The sequence below is a fragment of the Nonomuraea sp. NPDC050383 genome, assembly GCF_044459125.1.
Taxonomy (GTDB): domain Bacteria; phylum Actinomycetota; class Actinomycetes; order Streptosporangiales; family Streptosporangiaceae; genus Nonomuraea.
Map to the genome: position 1 here is coordinate 93075 of NZ_JBITIP010000019.1, position 15138 is coordinate 108212.

Annotated in this window: 15 protein-coding genes; 9 read left to right on the forward strand and 6 right to left on the reverse strand. The window is 73.9% G+C overall.

Translation table 11 applies throughout. The features are described 5' to 3' along the window. Positions 1–100: 100 nt before the first annotated feature. From ACIBG4_RS34730 to ACIBG4_RS34740, 3 genes are all read left to right on the forward strand, one after another. On the forward strand, positions 101–1723 hold the full coding sequence (locus ACIBG4_RS34730) for a thiamine pyrophosphate-dependent enzyme (protein WP_397205844.1): 1623 nt from the start codon (positions 101–103) through the stop codon (positions 1721–1723). A gap of 56 nt (positions 1724–1779) precedes the next feature. Then, complete coding sequence (locus ACIBG4_RS34735) at positions 1780–3009, forward strand: CynX/NimT family MFS transporter (protein ID WP_397205846.1); 1230 nt, start codon at positions 1780–1782, stop codon at positions 3007–3009. Positions 3010–3102: 93 nt separating this feature from the next. Continuing rightward, positions 3103–4146: a zinc-dependent alcohol dehydrogenase family protein gene (locus tag ACIBG4_RS34740; RefSeq protein WP_310708369.1), complete on the forward strand. Its 1044-nt coding sequence runs from the start codon at positions 3103–3105 to the stop codon at positions 4144–4146. Here ACIBG4_RS34740 and ACIBG4_RS34745 read toward each other — a convergent pair. Then, entirely contained in the window at positions 4136–5296 is a 1161-nt protein-coding gene (locus ACIBG4_RS34745; protein WP_397205849.1) for an MFS transporter, read from the reverse strand. The genes ACIBG4_RS34740 and ACIBG4_RS34745 overlap by 11 nt on opposite strands. Before the next feature lie 54 nt (positions 5297–5350). Between ACIBG4_RS34745 and ACIBG4_RS34750 the strand changes: the two genes are divergently transcribed. The 3 genes from ACIBG4_RS34750 (at position 5351) to ACIBG4_RS34760 (ending at position 8442) form a co-directional block, all read left to right on the forward strand. Beyond that, positions 5351–6091: an AraC family transcriptional regulator gene (locus tag ACIBG4_RS34750; RefSeq protein WP_397205851.1), complete on the forward strand. Its 741-nt coding sequence runs from the start codon at positions 5351–5353 to the stop codon at positions 6089–6091. 37 nt (positions 6092–6128) lie between these two features. Then, the gene (locus ACIBG4_RS34755) at positions 6129–6686 is read left to right on the forward strand and encodes a TetR/AcrR family transcriptional regulator (RefSeq protein ID WP_397205853.1); all 558 of its coding nucleotides are present in this window, start codon (positions 6129–6131) and stop codon (positions 6684–6686) included. 70 nt (positions 6687–6756) lie between these two features. Further along, positions 6757–8442, forward strand: coding sequence for an alpha/beta fold hydrolase (locus ACIBG4_RS34760; RefSeq protein WP_397205855.1), 1686 nt, complete (start codon positions 6757–6759; stop codon positions 8440–8442). Positions 8443–8540: 98 nt separating this feature from the next. Here the strand turns inward: ACIBG4_RS34760 and ACIBG4_RS34765 are convergent, their stop codons facing one another. Beyond that, positions 8541–8861, reverse strand: coding sequence for a hypothetical protein (locus tag ACIBG4_RS34765; RefSeq protein WP_397205857.1), 321 nt, complete (start codon positions 8859–8861; stop codon positions 8541–8543). 107 nt (positions 8862–8968) lie between these two features. Continuing rightward, the gene (locus ACIBG4_RS34770) at positions 8969–9379 is read right to left on the reverse strand and encodes a winged helix-turn-helix transcriptional regulator (RefSeq protein WP_397205859.1); all 411 of its coding nucleotides are present in this window, start codon (positions 9377–9379) and stop codon (positions 8969–8971) included. A 110-nt stretch (positions 9380–9489) separates the two neighbouring features. Between ACIBG4_RS34770 and ACIBG4_RS34775 the strand changes: the two genes are divergently transcribed. Further along, positions 9490–10116, forward strand: a complete 627-nt coding sequence (locus ACIBG4_RS34775) for an NAD(P)-dependent oxidoreductase (protein ID WP_397205861.1) — start codon at positions 9490–9492, stop codon at positions 10114–10116. On the opposite strand, the gene ACIBG4_RS34780 is transcribed toward ACIBG4_RS34775, so the two are convergent. Both ACIBG4_RS34780 and ACIBG4_RS34785 read right to left on the reverse strand, forming a co-directional pair. Beyond that, positions 10111–11055 carry an LLM class flavin-dependent oxidoreductase gene (locus ACIBG4_RS34780; protein ID WP_397205863.1) on the reverse strand — a complete coding sequence of 315 codons (945 nt, stop codon included), beginning with the start codon at positions 11053–11055 and terminating at the stop codon, positions 10111–10113. The two genes, ACIBG4_RS34775 and ACIBG4_RS34780, sit on opposite strands and share 6 nt — an antisense overlap. Before the next feature lie 101 nt (positions 11056–11156). After that, positions 11157–12077: an RNA polymerase sigma-70 factor gene (locus ACIBG4_RS34785; RefSeq protein WP_397205865.1), complete on the reverse strand. Its 921-nt coding sequence runs from the start codon at positions 12075–12077 to the stop codon at positions 11157–11159. Between the two features lie 118 nt (positions 12078–12195). On the opposite strand from ACIBG4_RS34785, the gene ACIBG4_RS34790 reads away from it, so the two are divergent. Continuing rightward, entirely contained in the window at positions 12196–12939 is a 744-nt protein-coding gene (locus ACIBG4_RS34790; RefSeq protein WP_397205867.1) for an SDR family oxidoreductase, read from the forward strand. A 27-nt stretch (positions 12940–12966) separates the two neighbouring features. Here the strand turns inward: ACIBG4_RS34790 and ACIBG4_RS34795 are convergent, their stop codons facing one another. Then, on the reverse strand, positions 12967–13824 hold the full coding sequence (locus tag ACIBG4_RS34795; protein ID WP_397205869.1) for a bifunctional methylenetetrahydrofolate dehydrogenase/methenyltetrahydrofolate cyclohydrolase: 858 nt from the start codon (positions 13822–13824) through the stop codon (positions 12967–12969). Between the two features lie 279 nt (positions 13825–14103). Between ACIBG4_RS34795 and ACIBG4_RS34800 the strand changes: the two genes are divergently transcribed. After that, positions 14104–15018 (forward strand): ROK family protein, encoded by a 915-nt coding sequence (locus ACIBG4_RS34800; protein WP_397205871.1) that lies wholly within the window; start codon positions 14104–14106, stop codon positions 15016–15018. The last annotated feature ends 120 nt before the right edge of the window (positions 15019–15138 follow it).

A 15138-nucleotide genomic window follows, 5' to 3' on the forward strand; every position in this document is an offset into this window, starting at 1 on the left:
CTCCCCGTCGTTCGGGACCAACTCCGGACGTGTTCGCTGGTTCGGTTCGGTGAGCCGCGTGGGCATGTCTACGGGCGAAGCCGGCGAGCGAGGGGGCCCGATGAGGCAGCAGGGAGCGGGTGGGGCGGCGACCGTCCGGGAGGCGACGTTCGACGTGCTGAGACGGACCGGGCTGACCACGGTGTTCGGCAACCCGGGGTCCACCGAGGTCACGTTCCTGGGCGGGCTGCCCGACGACCTGAGGTTCGTGCTGGCGCTGCACGAGGGCTCCGTGGTCGGCATGGCCACCGGATGGGCGATCGGGCACGACGCGCCGGCGCTCGCCGTGCTGCACACCACGGCCGGCCTCGGCAACGCGGTGGGGGCCATCGCGACCGCCCGGGTCAACCGGGTCCCGCTGGTCGTCCTCGTCGGCCAGCAGGACCGGCGGCACCTGGCGCTGGAGCCGTTCCTCGCGGGGCGGCTGGCGGGGCTGGCGGGCGACTACCCGGTGCGCGTGGACCAGCCGGTCCGGGCGCAGGACGTGCCGGGGGCCGTGGCCAGGGCGGTCCACGAGGCGGTCACGTTCCGGGGGCCGGCGCTGGTGGTGGTGCCGATGGACGACTGGGACGAGCCGTACGAGGGCGAGGTCCTCGCCGCGCCGGGCCGCCTGCTGCGCACCCCCGCGCACGCGGCCTCGGGTGGGGCGCCGGCGCCGCTGGCCGAGCTGCTGGGCGGGGCGCGGGCCCCCGTGATCGTGGCGGGGGCGGGCGCGTGCCGGGCGTGGGAGCCGCTGGTCGCGCTCGCCGAGCGGCTCGGGTGCCCGGTGTGGCAGGAGCCGTTCGGCGCGCGGCCCGGCTTCCCGCAGGACCATCCGCTGTTCGCGGGCGTGCTGCCCGCCGACCGGCCCCGGCTGCGGGCCGCGTTGTCGGGGCACGACGTGGTGCTCGCCGTGGGCGCGCCGGTGTTCCGGCAGTACCCGTACACGCCGGGCCCGCTGGTCGAGCCTGGCACGGTGGTGGCGCTGGTCACCGACGACCCGTCGGAGGCGCACCGGAGCCCTGCCGATCTGGCCTGCCTCGCGGACCCGGCCGAGACCTGTGCCCACCTGGCGGCCCTCCTGCCCGCGCGGCCGGCCGTGGACGTCGCCTCCCCGGCGGCCGTGGTGCCGCCGGTGCCCGCGGAGGGGCGGCCGTTGCGGGCCGCTCGCGTGCTCCGGGAGCTCGCCGACCGGCTGCCGGCCGACGCCGTGCTCGTCGAGGAGACCCCGTCGTCCCGGTCGGACCTGCACCGGCTCGTGCCGGCCCGCAACCCTCTGGGGTTCGTGTCGGCCGCGATGGGCGGCCTGGGCTTCGCGCTGCCGGCCGCCGTGGGGCTGCGCATGGCCCTGCCCGGCCGGCCCGTGGTGGCGGTCACCGGCGACGGCTCCGCCCTGTACGGCCTGCACGCGCTGTGGAGCGCCGCGCACTACCGGGCCGGCGCGCTGTTCCTGGTGCTGGCCAACGCCCGGTACGCCATCCTCGACCGGCTCGCGGAACGGCACGGCGACAAGGCCCCGTGGCCCGCCTTCGACGAGGTGGACGTGGGCGGCCTGGCCAGGTCGCTGGGCTGCCCGTCCCGGCGGGTGGAGACGTACGCGGAGCTGACCGCCGCGCTCGACGAGGTCATGCCCACGCTGGCCGGCCGCGATGAGCCGCTGCTGCTCGACGTGGCCGTGGCCGTGGACCTCGACTTCCAGCCATGAGCGTTCCCGGACAGGGCCCATGACGCCCTCTCCGGGACCCGTCGTACCCTTGCCAGATGTCGTCGGCGAGATCCGCACTGCTGGTCAGCGGCTTCGTGCTGGCCGCACTCAACCTCCGGCCGGCGCTCGCCGGCGTTTCCCCACTCCTCGACGAGATCATGACGGACGTCGGCCTCGCCCCCGCGGGAGGCGGCGCCATCACCACGGTCATGGTGCTGTGCCTGGGGCTGTTCGGCTGGTTGACCCCGTTCCTGGCCCGGCGGATGGGACTCGACCGGACGCTGCTCGCGGGGCTGCTGCTGCTGGCCTGCGGTGTGCTGATCCGCGCGTCGGGCGGCGCGCCCGCCCTCTACCTGGGCGCCGCTCTGGCCGGGACGGCCATCGCCGTCATGAACGTCGCCATGCCCGGCGTGGTCAAGCAGCACTTCCCCGACCAGATCGGGCCGTACACGTCCGTCTACGTCTCCGGCCTGGTCGTCGGCGCCGCCGCCGCGTCGGCGCTCATGGTGCCGCTGGAGCATCTCACCGGGTACGGCTGGCGCGGCGTGTCGGCGCTGGCGGCGGTGCCGGCGCTGGCCGCCGCGCTGCTCTGGCTCCCCCAGGCCCTCCCCGGGCACCGGGCCGCGGACGCCCCCGGCCCGGACTCCCCCGGCGGCGCCGGCGCGGGGACGGGGGCAGGGACGGGGACGGCGGTGCGGGCCAGGCCGTTCGCCGCGGTGCTCAGGAGCAGCGTGACGTGGTGGGTGACGGCCTTCATGGGGTTCCAGTCGCTGACGTTCTACATCGTGCTGGCGTGGCTGCCCACGATCTTCCAGGAGTCCGGCGTGCCCGCCGACCGCGCCGGATACCTGCTCGGCCTGACCAACCTGGCTCAGGTCGGCGCCACCCTCGCGGTGCCCGTCCACGCGGGGCGCCGCGCGTCGCAGGTGCCGCACGTGGTGGTGGCGTCGGTGCTCACGATCGCCGGGTACGTCGCCCTGCTGGTCGCGCCGACCACCGTGCCGTGGCTGTGGATGATCGTGCTGGGGCTCGGGCAGGGCGCGTCGATCGCGCTCGCGCTGCTCATCATCGCCCTGCGCGCCCCCGACCCCGCGTCGGTGACGGCGTTGTCGGCGGTGGCGCAGTCGTGCGGCTACGTGCTGGCCGCCCTCGGGCCGCTGCTGATCGGACTGCTGCGGCAGGAGTCGGGCGGCTGGACGGTGCCGCTGCTCGCCGGCCTGGCGGCCTGCCTGGTCCAGACCGTGGCCGGCGTGTACGCGGCCCGCCCCCGCCTGTCCCGTCCCTGACCCGGATTCCGGACGATCAGCGACCCCGCAGGTCAGCGGGGGTGTCGTCGTTTGATACACAGGAAGGGAAGGCCAACGGCGACAGGAGTGGCCATGCGCGCGACCGTTCTGCACGCGCCCCGCGACGTCCGCATCGAGGACGTCCCCGACCCTGTTATCCAGCAGCCCGGTGACGCCGTGGTGCGCGTCGTGCTGGCCTGCATCTGCGGCAGCGACCTGTGGCCGTACCGCGGCGAGGCCGAGCGGCAGCCCGGCGGGCGCATCGGGCACGAGTTCCTGGGGATGGTGGAGGACGCCGGCTCCGAGGTGTCCGGCATCCACCCCGGTGACCTGGTCGTGGCGCCGTTCAACTGGTGCGACGGCGTCTGCGACTTCTGCGCCGAGGGGCTGACGAGCTCCTGCGTGAACGGCGGCTTCTGGAGCGTGCCCGGGTCGGACGGCGGCCAGGGCGAGGCCGTGCGGGTTCCGTTCGCCGACGCGACCCTGGTCAGGCTGCCCGCCGAGGCGGCGTCCGACCAGCGGCTGCTGACCGCGCTGCTCACGCTGGCCGACGTGCTGTGCACCGGCCACCACGCGACGCTCGCGGCGAAGGTCCGGCCGGGCGTCACCGCCGCCGTGGTCGGCGACGGCGCCGTGGGACTGTGCGCCGTGCTGGCCGCCAAGCGGCTGGGCGCCGACCGGATCGTCATCCTCGGCCGCCACACCTCCCGCACCGACCTGGCCCGCGTGTTCGGCGCGACGGACGTCGTCGCGGAACGCGGCGACGCGGCGGTGGAGGCCGTCCTGGAGCTGACCGGGGGCGAGGGCGCGCACGCGGTGATCGAGGCGGTCGGGACCGAGCAGTCCATGCGCACCGCCGTCCACGTCGCCCGTCCCGGTGGCGCCATCGGCTACGTCGGCGTCCCGCACGGCAGCGGCAACGGCCTGGACATGGAGGTCATGTTCACCCGCAACCTCGCCGTGGGCGGCGGCGTGTGCCCCGTCCGGCCGTACATCTCCGAGCTGCTGCCCGACGTGCTGTACGGCGACGTGGACCCGTCACCCGTGTTCGACCTGACCGTCGACCTCGACCACGTGCCCGACGGGTACCGGGCGATGGACCAGCGGACCGCGACCAAGACCCTGGTCACGCTCTGACCTCGCCCCGCCTCGGCGTGGCCGGCTCGGGGAGCGTCCGGAACAGCAGCCAGCTCAGGAAGGGCAGCACGACCAGCGGCGCCAGGGCGGTGCGCAGGGAGGTGGCGTCGGCGACGGCCCCGATGACCGGGCCGGCCAGGCCGCCGACGCTGACGGTCAGCCCGAGGGTGATCCCGCTGGCGGTGCCGACGCGCGTGGGCAGGTAGTCCTGGCCGAGGGTGACCTGGAGCGAGAACGGGACGTAGAGGGCGGCGGAGGTCAGCGCCACGAACACGTAGATCGCCGGGCCGGGGACGAACACGGTGCCCGCCACCGCCGCGACGGTCACCAGGTACGCGCCCCGCACGACCGTCACCCGGTCCCGGCGCTCGGCCAGCCTTCCGCCCAGCACGGTGCCCGCCGCGCCGCCGAGGTAGAGGACGAACAGCGCCGCCGTGCCCGCGGCCGTACCGCCGCCGGTGCGCTGCTGGGCGTAGAACGAGATGAACGTGCTGAGCCCGACGAACACCACGGACCGGCACACCACGGCCAGCGCCAGCTTCACGAACGACGCCCTGTCGTCGGCCCCCACCGGGACCTCGGCGCCGGACCGGGCGCGTGACGTCCGCTCCAGGGCGCGCAGGACGGGCAGGCACAGCGCGCTGCCGGCGAGCGCGGGCAGCACGAGCAGCGGTGTGAGCCGCAGGCCGCCGGTGGCGACGACCGCGGCGACCATGACGGGCGCGACGGCGAACCCGATGTTGCCGCCGAGCGAGAACCAGCCCATCGCGCTGTGGCTGCCCTCGCCGGCGAGCCGGGCGACGCGGGCCGACTCGGGATGGTACGCGGCGACCCCGATCCCCGACACGGCCACGAACGCCAGCGTCAGCGCGTACGAGCCGCTGAGCCCGCTCAGGCCGATCCCCAGGCCGCCGAGCACCGTGCTCACGGGCAGCAGCCAGGGCATCGCCCACCGGTCGGTGAACGCCCCGAACAGCGGCTGCGCCACCGAGGACAGCAGCGACGCGGCGAGCACGACGCCCGAGGCGGCGGCGTAGGTGTAGGCGCGCTCGGCGACGAAGAAGGGCACGAGCGCCGCCACGGCGCCCTGGTAGACGTCCACGCAGGCATGCCCGACCGACAGCAGGATGATCGCTCTGTTCCTTGGCACATGCCCATGCTCCCGGCCGGGCTCCTTGTCGTGCTTCCGATAACCTGCCAATCGATGACGAGAATCCGCCACCAGCCGACGGCGCCGACCCGCGCGCAGTGGCTGGCGTCCGGAGCGGCCATCGACGCCCACCGCCATGACGACCACCAGATCGTCTACGCCGCCCGGGGGGTCCTGGCCATCACCACCGGCGCGGGCTCGTGGGTCGCCCCGGCCACCCGCGCCATCTGGGTGCCGGCCGGGACCGTCCACGCCCATCAGGCCCACGGCGAGCTCGAACTTCACTTCGTCGGCCTGCCCGCCACCGACAACCCGCTCGGCCTGGACGGGCCGACGGTGCTGAGCGTCGCCCCTCTGCTGCGCGAGCTGATCCTCGCCTACACCCGGGCTCCGCACGACGACAGCCCCGAACGCGGGCGGCTGCGCGCCGTCCTGCTCGACCAGCTCCGGGCCTCGCCGCAACAGCCCGTACACCTGCCGAACCCCACCACCCCACGGCTGCGCGCCCTGTGCGACCTCCTGCGCGCCGACCCGGCCGACAACCGGACGCTGGCCGTCCTGGGCCGGCAGGTGGGCGCGAGCGACCGTACCCTGTCGCGGCTGTTCAAGGCGGACCTGGGGATGAGCTTCCCCCAGTGGCGCACGCAGCTCCGCCTCCACCACGCCCTGGTCCTGCTGGCCGAGAACACGCCGGTGACGGCGGTGGCGCACCAGTGCGGCTGGTCCTCGGCCAGCGCGTTCATCGACGTGTTCCGCCGTGCCTTCGGCCACACCCCGGGCGCGCACCGGCCGTGACCTTGCGAGAATATGTAGACCGGTCTAGTTTGGACGCATGGGACAGAAGGGCGCCGAGACGCGGGACCGACTGCTGGACGCGACGCAGGAGCTGGTCGAGACGGGAGGATACTTCGGCGCGGGGCTCAACCAGGTGATCGCGGCCAGCGGCGCGCCCCGGGGCTCGCTCTACTTCCACTTCCCCGACGGCAAGGACCAGCTCGTCGGCGAGTCCGTACGGCGGGCCGGGGAGACGATCGGCGCCGCCCTGGAGGAGCTGGCCGGCTCCAGCTCGTCACCGGCCGAGTTCGTCCGCGACGTGCTGCGGCAGCTGGGCGACCGGCTGGAGGAGTCGGGCTGGCGCAAGGGGTGTCCGGTGGCCACCGTGGCACTGGAGATGGCGGCCACCAGCGACCCGCTCCAGGAGGCCTGCTCGGACGTCTACGCCTCCTGGGAGTCGGCCCTGCGCTCCCGGCTGGCCGGTCACCCGGACGCCGACGACCTCGCCGTCACGGTCCTGGCCATGATCGAGGGGGCGCTGCTGCTGGCCAGGACCCACCGCAGCAGGGAGCCGCTGAGCCGGGTCGCCCGCCAGATCACCGCCCTGCTCCGCTGACCCGGCCCGCCGCCCCGGCGGGCCTTTTTCGGCCCACAAAATATGTAGACCGATCTATTTTTGGAGTCTCATGGACGCGATCGTGTTCGGCGCCACCGGCTTCGTCGGGCGTCACCTCGTCGCCGAGCTGCTCGGCCGGGGGCAGCGGGTGGCGGCAGCCGTGCGAGCCGACACCCTCACCTCCTGGCTGACCTCCCGAGGCGTCGGCACCGGCCGCCTCACCGTCGTCACCGCCGACATCACCCGGCCGCTCGACGGCCTGCCCGAGGCGCGCGACGTCTACAACACCGCCGCGCGGTACGCCTTCGGCCTCGGCGTGGAGGAGGCGCGGGCGACCAACGTGACCGGAGCGGTCAACGTGCTCGACTGGGCCGCCGGGCTGCCCGCGCTGCGCAGGGTCGTGCACGTCAGCGGGTACCGGGTGAGCGCGCCCGGCGGCCGGCCGGACTACGCCGGGCTGGGCGCCTACGAGGCGTCCAAGGTCGAGGGCGATCTCGCGGTGCGCGCCCGCGCCCGCGAGCTGGACGTCCCGCTGACCATCGCCAACCCGAGCACCGTCATCGGGCCGGGCCAGTACATCGGGCTCGCCGCCCTGGTCAAGGACCTGTGGAACGGCAGACTGCCCGCGCTCCCCGGCGGGCGTGACGTCTTCGTGCCGATCGTCACGATCGACTACTTCACGCGGTTCCTGGCGGAGATCCCCGCATCGCCCGCCGGTGAGCACCACTGGGTGCTCGACGACGCCACCCCCCTCCTGCCGGAGCTGATCAGCACGATCGCCGGCCACGTGGGCGTGCCCGCGCCGCGCCGTACCGTCCCGGTCGGCCTGCTGCGGCGCCTGCCGCCCAAGCTCACCGGCGCCGACCCCGAGACGCTGTCGTTCCTGTCGGCCGACCGCTACCCGACCGCCTCCGCCCGCGCCCTGGCCGCGTCCGCCGGCCTGGAGATGCCGCCGGCCGCCGACGCCCTGCGCGCGTGGGCCGACGACCTGGTCGCCTCCCGCTTCGGCGCCGCGTCACCCTGGCTGCGCCCGTACGGCTACCGCGACGTGGCGGGCAGCCGTACCTGGGTGGCGGGAGAGCTCCACCAACCGGCCCATGTCCTGCTCCACGGGCTGCCGATGAACGCCGACCTCTGGGCGCCGCTCGTCGCCCACCTCGACGGCCCCGTCCTGGCCCCCGACCTGCCCGGCATGGGCCGCTCGGCCCCCACCGACCGGCCGCTGGACGCCTGGCTGGCCGACCTGCTGCGCCCGGTACGGACCCGCCCCACGCTGGTCGCCCACTCGATGGCCTGCGGGCCCGCCCTCCGCTTCGCCGACAAGTACCCCGACCGCGTCGGCAGGCTCGTCCTCGTCTCCCCGGCGTTCCTGCAGGCGCCCGGCCCCCGTCTCACCCGCTCGATCCTGGCCGTGCCGACGATGCGCCGGATCTCCGCCGAGCATCTGGCCCGCGCGCTGGGCGTCCCGGAGGGGCCCGAGGTGGCGAGCGCGGCGGCGGATCTGCGCCGTCCCGGGGTGGCGCGACGGGTGGTCGCGGCCCTGCGCGAGGACTTCGCCGGCCGCGAGCGGTCGCGGGCCCTGCTGGCCCGGGTGCGGGTCCCCGTCGAGATCATCGTGGGCTCGGCCGACCCGCCGGCCATGGGCGCCGGCTTCCCGGCCCACGAGATCAGCGGCGCCGGTCACTACCCGCAGCTCACCCATCCGGCCCAGGTCGCCCGCCACCTCAGCGCGGTACACGGCCCGATCGGCGGATGACTCCGGCCGGCGGCCCGGCAGGTGAAAGCGACGGGGACCTCCGGGAGATCAGGCCGATCGTTCCGTTCCCAGAGGTCCCCGTTGAGCGGGCCGCGCTGTCAGCTGATGAGCTTGACGGTGTAGTCCAGCGTGGTGCCCTGGACCTCGTAGGTCGCGGTCTGGCCGTTCTGGGCGTACTGGACGAGCGTGTCGCCGGACTCGTTCTCGCCCCCGTCAGCGTGGACCCGCGGCCTCACCGATGCGCCCACCGGGACCTGGGTCGAGTCGAGCGGGATCGTCCGGGTCTGGTTGATGGGGTAGTTGCCGGTGTCGGGTGGGCTCTCGGCGAACTGGCCGGTGTTCGGGTCGAGGAACTCCACATTGAAGTACATGACGAAACCGGCGTTGTTGACACAGGCGATGTTCTCTACCTGAAGCACTATGCCCCCTTGATCTGCGCGAACGTGATCGCGTTCCTCTCCGTGATTCCCCCCGCGTGTGTGGACCCTGTCCGGTTTTCGGCGACCAATTCGCCAAGACTTGTGCATCAAGATCCGGTGATGGCCGCCCGCGGTGAGCCGGCCGGCGAGCGGGCCGTGTAGCGCTCCTGTGCGTCAAGCAGCTCGTCCCAGTGCTCCGCCGCCCACGCGCACGCGGCATACAGCGGCTCCAACATGCTGCGGCCCAGCGGCGTCAGCGCGTACTCCACCGCCGGTCTCGGATCGGCGCGCACCGTGCGCGAGACGAGTCCCCCTCGCTCCAGGCCACGTAGCGACTTTGTGAGCACCTTCGGGGTGACGCGGTGCAGCGGCACCCGCAGCTCGGAGAACCGGCGGGGGCCGTCTTCCAGGCAGCACATGACCAGAGGCGCCCACTTGTCGCCGAAGCGGAACGGCAACAGCGAGGACGGACACAGTTCGTCGAACATGTCCCGAGGCAGCGGCTCGCGGTGCGTCATGCTCTCTCCTGCCTGTCGGCTGGGACCGGTGATCGGTCTCGGTATCCAGGAGGTAACCGCTCTCGCGGCTACCTTTCGGGAGCATCGAGTCAACAGGAGGTATTCCGACGATGAGCAGGTTCGTGATTTTCGGAGCCGGTGGCCGGGCCGGCCGGCAGACCGTCGCTGAAGCGCGCCGGCGTGGACACCAGGTCACCGCGGTGGTCCGCGACCCGTCCCGCTACGGCGGCTTGGCGGACGACGGCGTACGGGTCGCCGCCGGGGACGTCACCGACGTGGCGGACGTCGCCGCCCTCGCGGCCGGGCACGACGCCGCGATCAACACGGCGGCGGAAGTCGGGCCGGACGACTTCTTCACCAACGCCGCACACGCCCTCATCAAGGGCCTGGGACAGGCCGGGGTGGACCGGCTCGTCGCGGCCGGGCTCGCGCCGCTCCTGCCCGGCCCCGACGGGACCCGCCTGCTGGACCAGCCCGGTTTCCCCGCCGAGTACCGGCCCTTCTGCCTGGCGCACGCCGACGGTCTCGCGGCTCTTCGTACCGAAGGAGGCACGCTGGACTGGGTGTATGTCAGCCCGGCCGGCGACTTCGACCATGAGGGGGAGCGCACCGGCCGTTACGAGATCCGCGAACACGTCGACCCGGCGGCGCACATCTCCTATGCGGACTTCGCCCTCGCCCTGCTCGACGAGGCCGAGACCCCACGGCACCACCGCATCCACCTGGCCGTGTCATGACGGCATGGCGACACCCTTGGACGCGGTTCCCTGGCGGCGTAGCAGGCCGCGTACCTCCGCCAGCAGGTCGACCTGTGCACGCCAGTCACCGCCCGATATCCCGATGACCGCATGCCTCGCCCCGGCCTCGCGCCAGGCGTTCAGCTTCTCGGCGGCCTCGTCCGGCCGCCCGGTGAGCGGGATCGGCATGACCTCCTCCAGCGGGCGGCCGTAGGCGCCGCTGATGCCGGTCGCGATCTCCGTCCGGGACGGGACGCCCGGTCCGGCTCCCAGGGCGGCGACCCCGCCGATCGCGATGACGGGAGCCGGCCGGCCGTGCTCCGCGGCCAGGTCCGCCAGCCGCGCCCCGCCCTCGGCGAGGTCGCGGGGCGAGATCAGTGAGGGGAACCAGCCGTCGCCCAGCCGCGCGGCCCGCCGGATCGCCGCCGGAGACGCGTTGCCGACCCACACCGGGGGCATCGCCGCGGCCGGCGACAGTCTGACCGTGGGCTGCCCGGGCTCGTCCGGCAGGCTGGTCTGCTCGCCCGCCAGCAGCCGGGGCAGCAGCTCCAGAGCCGTGTCCGTACGGTTGCCACGCCGGTCGTACGGCACTCCGGCAGCGGCCCACTGCGCGGAACCGCCCCCCGAACCGACTCCCAGCACGAGGCGGCCACCGGACACGTGCTGCAGGGACGCCACCTGCTTGGCGGCCCACGCCAACGGCCGGATCGCGGGGACGAACACGCTGAAGCCGATCCTGACCCGGGACGTGGCCGCGGCGGCGGTGGCCAGGGCGATCGGCGCGTCCAGTGTCGGCCCGCCGATGGCCAGATGGTCGCCGTGCCACACGCCGTCCAGTCCGGCGTCCTCGGCATGCCGCGCGGCCTCTGCCAGCGTGACGCCGTCGCTCTGCTGTACGGCGACGCCGGGGAGGATGACGCCGATCTCGAAACTGTCCATGGCGACAAGCCTGCAACCTCAGCCGCGGTCGAGGTCAACCGGCGAAGGCGGTCGTCGCGCGGGTCAGATCGCGCGGGTCAGGGCGCGGGTCAGGGCGCGGGTCAGGTCGCTCGCCGGCGAGTTTCGTTCTTCTCGCGGATGATCGCGTGGAGGTCTGCGACGGGGCCCAGGTGCCCGAGCTTGTCCGGGTTGATCACCGAACGGATGGTCTGGATGCGGCCGTCGAGGATGTCGAGCACCCAGGTGTTGATGACCCTGCCGTCGCGGTCGCGAAGGATCGCGCCGGGCTGACCGTTCACCTCGCGCATCTCCAGCGCGGCCCCGATCCGGATGAACGGCGGCGCGGTGGCGGCCAGCGCCCGAGCGATCTTGTCGACGCCGTGGACGGGGATCCTCCCCCCGACCTTGCCGCCGCCGTCATTGACCAGCTGAGCGTCGGCGGCGAGGAGCGCGCGCAGCCCGGCGACGTCCCCTTCCCTGAACGCGTCGAAGAACCGGCCGGCGAGTTCCGCGCGCTTCCTCCGGTCGGCCTCGAACCGGGGCCGGCCGTCCTGCATGTGGCGGCGTGCCCGTGACACCAGCTGGCGGCATGCCGCCTCCGAGCGATCCACCGCCGAGGCGACCTCCGCGAACTCGAACCCGAAGACCTCCCGGAGCACGAACACGGCGCGTTCGAGCGGGCTCAGGCGCTCCAGCAGCAGGAGTGCCGCCATCGACACCGAGTCGGCCAGCTCCACGGAGCGTTCCGGGTCCTGGTAGGGGTCGGCGAGCAGCGGTTCGGGCAACCACGGCCCGACGTACTCCTCCCGGCGAACCCGGGCCGAGCCCAGCACGTCGATCGAGATCCTGGTGACTGTCGTCGAGAGGAACGCCTTGACGGAACGCGGTTGCGTCGAGGTCTTCGCGTAGCGCAGCCAGGTCTCCTGGACGGCGTCCTCTGCCTCGGTCACGCTGCCCAGGATCCGGTAGGAGATCGAGAACAGCAGCGGCCGCAGCTCCTCGAATTCCTGCTCTCGCGTCATCCCAGCCCGTCCTCGAAGCACCGACGCCAGGAAGGCTAGCGCAGCCCCCGGCCGAGCCGGTCACCAGCCCGCGCCCGTCCCATGTCACAACCGAGCGGGCTACGTCGTCTCAGAGGGCATGACGAACTCGGAACACACCTCGGTGCTGATCACCGGAGGCAACAAGGGACTCGGCTTCGAGGCGGCCCGCCGGCTCGGGGAAGAAGGCTGGACGATCTTTCTCGGCTCGCGCGACGAAGGCCGCGGACGGGCCGCCGCCGACAAGCTGACGGCCGGCGGCGCGAACGTGGTCCTGGTCCCGCTGGACGTGACCTCGGACGAGTCGGTGGCCGACGCCGTACGACTGGTCCGGAAGCACACCGACCGCCTGGACGTGCTGATCAACAACGCCGGCGCGCCGGGACACGCCGTCGCGCCCGCGGACGCGACGGCCGGCGAGATCCATTCCGTCTACGACACCAACGTGTACGGACCGATCAGGGTCACGCACGCGTTCCTCCCCCTGTTGCGGGCGGCGGACCATCCGCGGGTGGTGATGGTGTCCAGCGGTGGCGGCTCCTTCGCGGTCGTGACCGACCCGGAGCAGCCCGTCTCGAAGATGCACGAGCTCGCCTACAGCTCGTCGAAGGCGGCGCTGAACATGATCACCGTCCGGTACGCCCAGGCGCTCCCGGACATCAAGTTCAACGTCGCCACCCCCGGAGAGGTCGCCAACCGCAAGTTCGCCGCCACGGACATGAACCGCCACACCGGCGAGCTGACGGTCACCGAGGGCACCGACTCGATCGTGAGACTCGCGATGATCGCCCCCGACGGACCGACCGGGACCTTCATCGACCGCCTCGGCCCTGTCGGCTGGTGACCGCCGGGGCCTGACCGCGCCGGGACGTCACATCCCGGCAAGGGCCTTCTCGGCGGCCTCGACCACGTTGGACAGGAGCAGGGCGCGGGTCATGGGGCCGACTCCGCCCGGGTTGGGGGTGAGGAAGCCCGCCACCTCCTCCACGTCCGCCGCCACGTCTCCCGCGATCTTGCCGTCCACGCGGGAGACGCCCACGTCGAGGACCGCCGCGCCCGGCTTGACCATGTCGGCGGTGATGAGGTCGGGCACGCCCGCCGCCGCGACCACGATGTCGGCCCGGCGGACGTGGCCGGCCAGGTCCTGGGTGCCGGTGTGGCAGAGGGTCACCGTGGCGTTCTCGCTGCGGCGGGTGAGCAGGAGGCCCAGCGAGCGGCCCACGGTGATGCCGCGCCCGACCACGGCCACCTCGGCGCCCTTGATCGGCACGCCGTACTCCTGGAGGAGCAGCACGATGCCGTGGGGCGTGCAGGGCAGCGGGGCCTCGACCATGTGGACGAGGCGGCCGAGGTTGACCGGGTGGAGGCCGTCGGCGTCCTTGGCCGGGTCCATGCGCTCCAGCAGCGCCATCGTGTCCAGGTGCCTGGGCAGCGGGAGCTGGACGATGTAGCCGGTGCAGGCGGGCGAGGCGTTGAGCTCGTCGATGGCGGCCTCGACGTCGGCCTGCGTGGCGGTGTCGGGCAGGTCGACGCGGATGGAGGCGATGCCCACCTCGGCGCAGTCGCGGTGCTTGCCCGCCACGTAGATCTGGCTGCCCGGGTCGTCGCCGACGAGGACGGTGCCGAGGCCCGGTGTGACACCTCGCTCCTTGAGCGCGGCCACCCGCGTCGTGAGGTCGGCCTTGATGCGGGCGGCGGTGGCCTTGCCGTCGAGTTTCACTGCGCTCATGTCAGCCCATCCTTCCACGTCCGGCCGAGGCCCGAGCACCCCACCCTCGACCCCGTTGACATCGTTGTCATCGCCGGGGCGGACGGCATAGTGTGACGTCGCCAGCCTCGCGCCCCCTCGTCGATTCCCGTACCGAACAGAACTCCACGCCGCCGAGGCGGCGCGGCGCCGGGCGTTCGCCCGGTGGCTCGACCAGCAGCGCGCCGAAAGGATCCGACTCGTGCCCGGTCTCGAACACCCTGGCGACCCCCGCCGGCCCGACAACCACCACAAGCACTGATGGGCCACGTACTCGCGATCGACATCGGCGGCACCAAGCTCGCGGCCGCCCTCGTGGACCGGGACGGCTCCGCCGCCCGCTCCGCGACGCGCCCGACGCCGCGTACGGACGTCATGGCCGCCCTGACCGCGCTGATCGGCGAGGTCGCCGGCGACGGACCAGTGCCGCTCGCGGTCGGCATCGGCTGCGCCGGCCCGCTCGACCTGGCGGCCGGCACCGTCAGCCCGGTGAACATGCCGAGCTGGCGCGGCTTCCCGCTGCGTGACGAGGTGCGACGGCTCACCGGGGCGCCCACCGTGCTCGCGGGCGACGCCCAGTGCTTCGCTCTGGGCGAACACTGGCTCGGCTCCGGGCGTGGCAGCTCAGCGCTGCTGGGCATCGTGGTGTCCACCGGCATCGGCGGCGGCCTGGTGATCGACGGCGTGCCGCTGCTCGGCCCCACCGGCAACGCCGGGCACGTGGGTCACATGACGATCGACCCGTACGGCGAGCTGTGCGAGTGCGGCGGGCGCGGCTGCGTCGAGCGGTACGCCAGCGGCCCGAACCTGGCCCGCTGGGCGCTGGCCAACGGCTGGAAGGTCCCGGAGGGCGAGCCGGCCGACGCGCGGACGCTCGCCGCGGACGCCGCGAAGGGCGAGCCGGTCGCGGTGGCCGCGTTCGAGCGGGGCGCGCGGGCGCTGGCCGGCATGATCGCCTCCACGGCCGCCGCCACCGAGGTGACCAGGGTGGTCATCGGCGGCGGCGTGTCGGGAGCCGGCCCGGTGCTGTTCGAGCCACTGGCGCGGGCTCTCGACGAGGTGGCCGGGCTGGCGTTCGTCAGGGCCGTGGAGGTGCAGCCGACCACGCTGGGTGTGCGGGCCGCGCTCGCGGGCGCGGCCAAGCTCGCGTGGGACCACTCCGCCGAAGCCGGCTGACCGCGGCGGAGGTGCCGGGGCGAGGCCGCGCGGCGACGCGGCCGCGCCCCCCCCGGCGGTGCGCCCCGCGCTGGTCCGGCGGGTGACCGGGGGGGTCTCCACCCCGCGGGCGCCGAGGGA

Coding starts and splice junctions, on each gene's coding strand:
- ACIBG4_RS34730 (WP_397205844.1), top strand. CDS start 101: ATGAGGCAGCAGGGAGCGGGTGGGGCGGCGACCGTCCGGGAGGCGACG.
- ACIBG4_RS34735 (WP_397205846.1), top strand. CDS start 1,780: ATGTCGTCGGCGAGATCCGCACTGCTGGTCAGCGGCTTCGTGCTGGCC.
- ACIBG4_RS34740 (WP_310708369.1), top strand. CDS start 3,103: ATGCGCGCGACCGTTCTGCACGCGCCCCGCGACGTCCGCATCGAGGAC.
- ACIBG4_RS34750 (WP_397205851.1), top strand. CDS start 5,351: ATGACGAGAATCCGCCACCAGCCGACGGCGCCGACCCGCGCGCAGTGG.
- ACIBG4_RS34755 (WP_397205853.1), top strand. CDS start 6,129: ATGGGACAGAAGGGCGCCGAGACGCGGGACCGACTGCTGGACGCGACG.
- ACIBG4_RS34760 (WP_397205855.1), top strand. CDS start 6,757: ATGGACGCGATCGTGTTCGGCGCCACCGGCTTCGTCGGGCGTCACCTC.
- ACIBG4_RS34770 (WP_397205859.1), bottom strand. CDS start 9,379: ATGACGCACCGCGAGCCGCTGCCTCGGGACATGTTCGACGAACTGTGT.
- ACIBG4_RS34775 (WP_397205861.1), top strand. CDS start 9,490: ATGAGCAGGTTCGTGATTTTCGGAGCCGGTGGCCGGGCCGGCCGGCAG.
- ACIBG4_RS34780 (WP_397205863.1), bottom strand. CDS start 11,055: ATGGACAGTTTCGAGATCGGCGTCATCCTCCCCGGCGTCGCCGTACAG.
- ACIBG4_RS34785 (WP_397205865.1), bottom strand. CDS start 12,077: ATGACGCGAGAGCAGGAATTCGAGGAGCTGCGGCCGCTGCTGTTCTCG.
- ACIBG4_RS34790 (WP_397205867.1), top strand. CDS start 12,196: ATGACGAACTCGGAACACACCTCGGTGCTGATCACCGGAGGCAACAAG.
- ACIBG4_RS34795 (WP_397205869.1), bottom strand. CDS start 13,824: ATGAGCGCAGTGAAACTCGACGGCAAGGCCACCGCCGCCCGCATCAAG.
- ACIBG4_RS34800 (WP_397205871.1), top strand. CDS start 14,104: ATGGGCCACGTACTCGCGATCGACATCGGCGGCACCAAGCTCGCGGCC.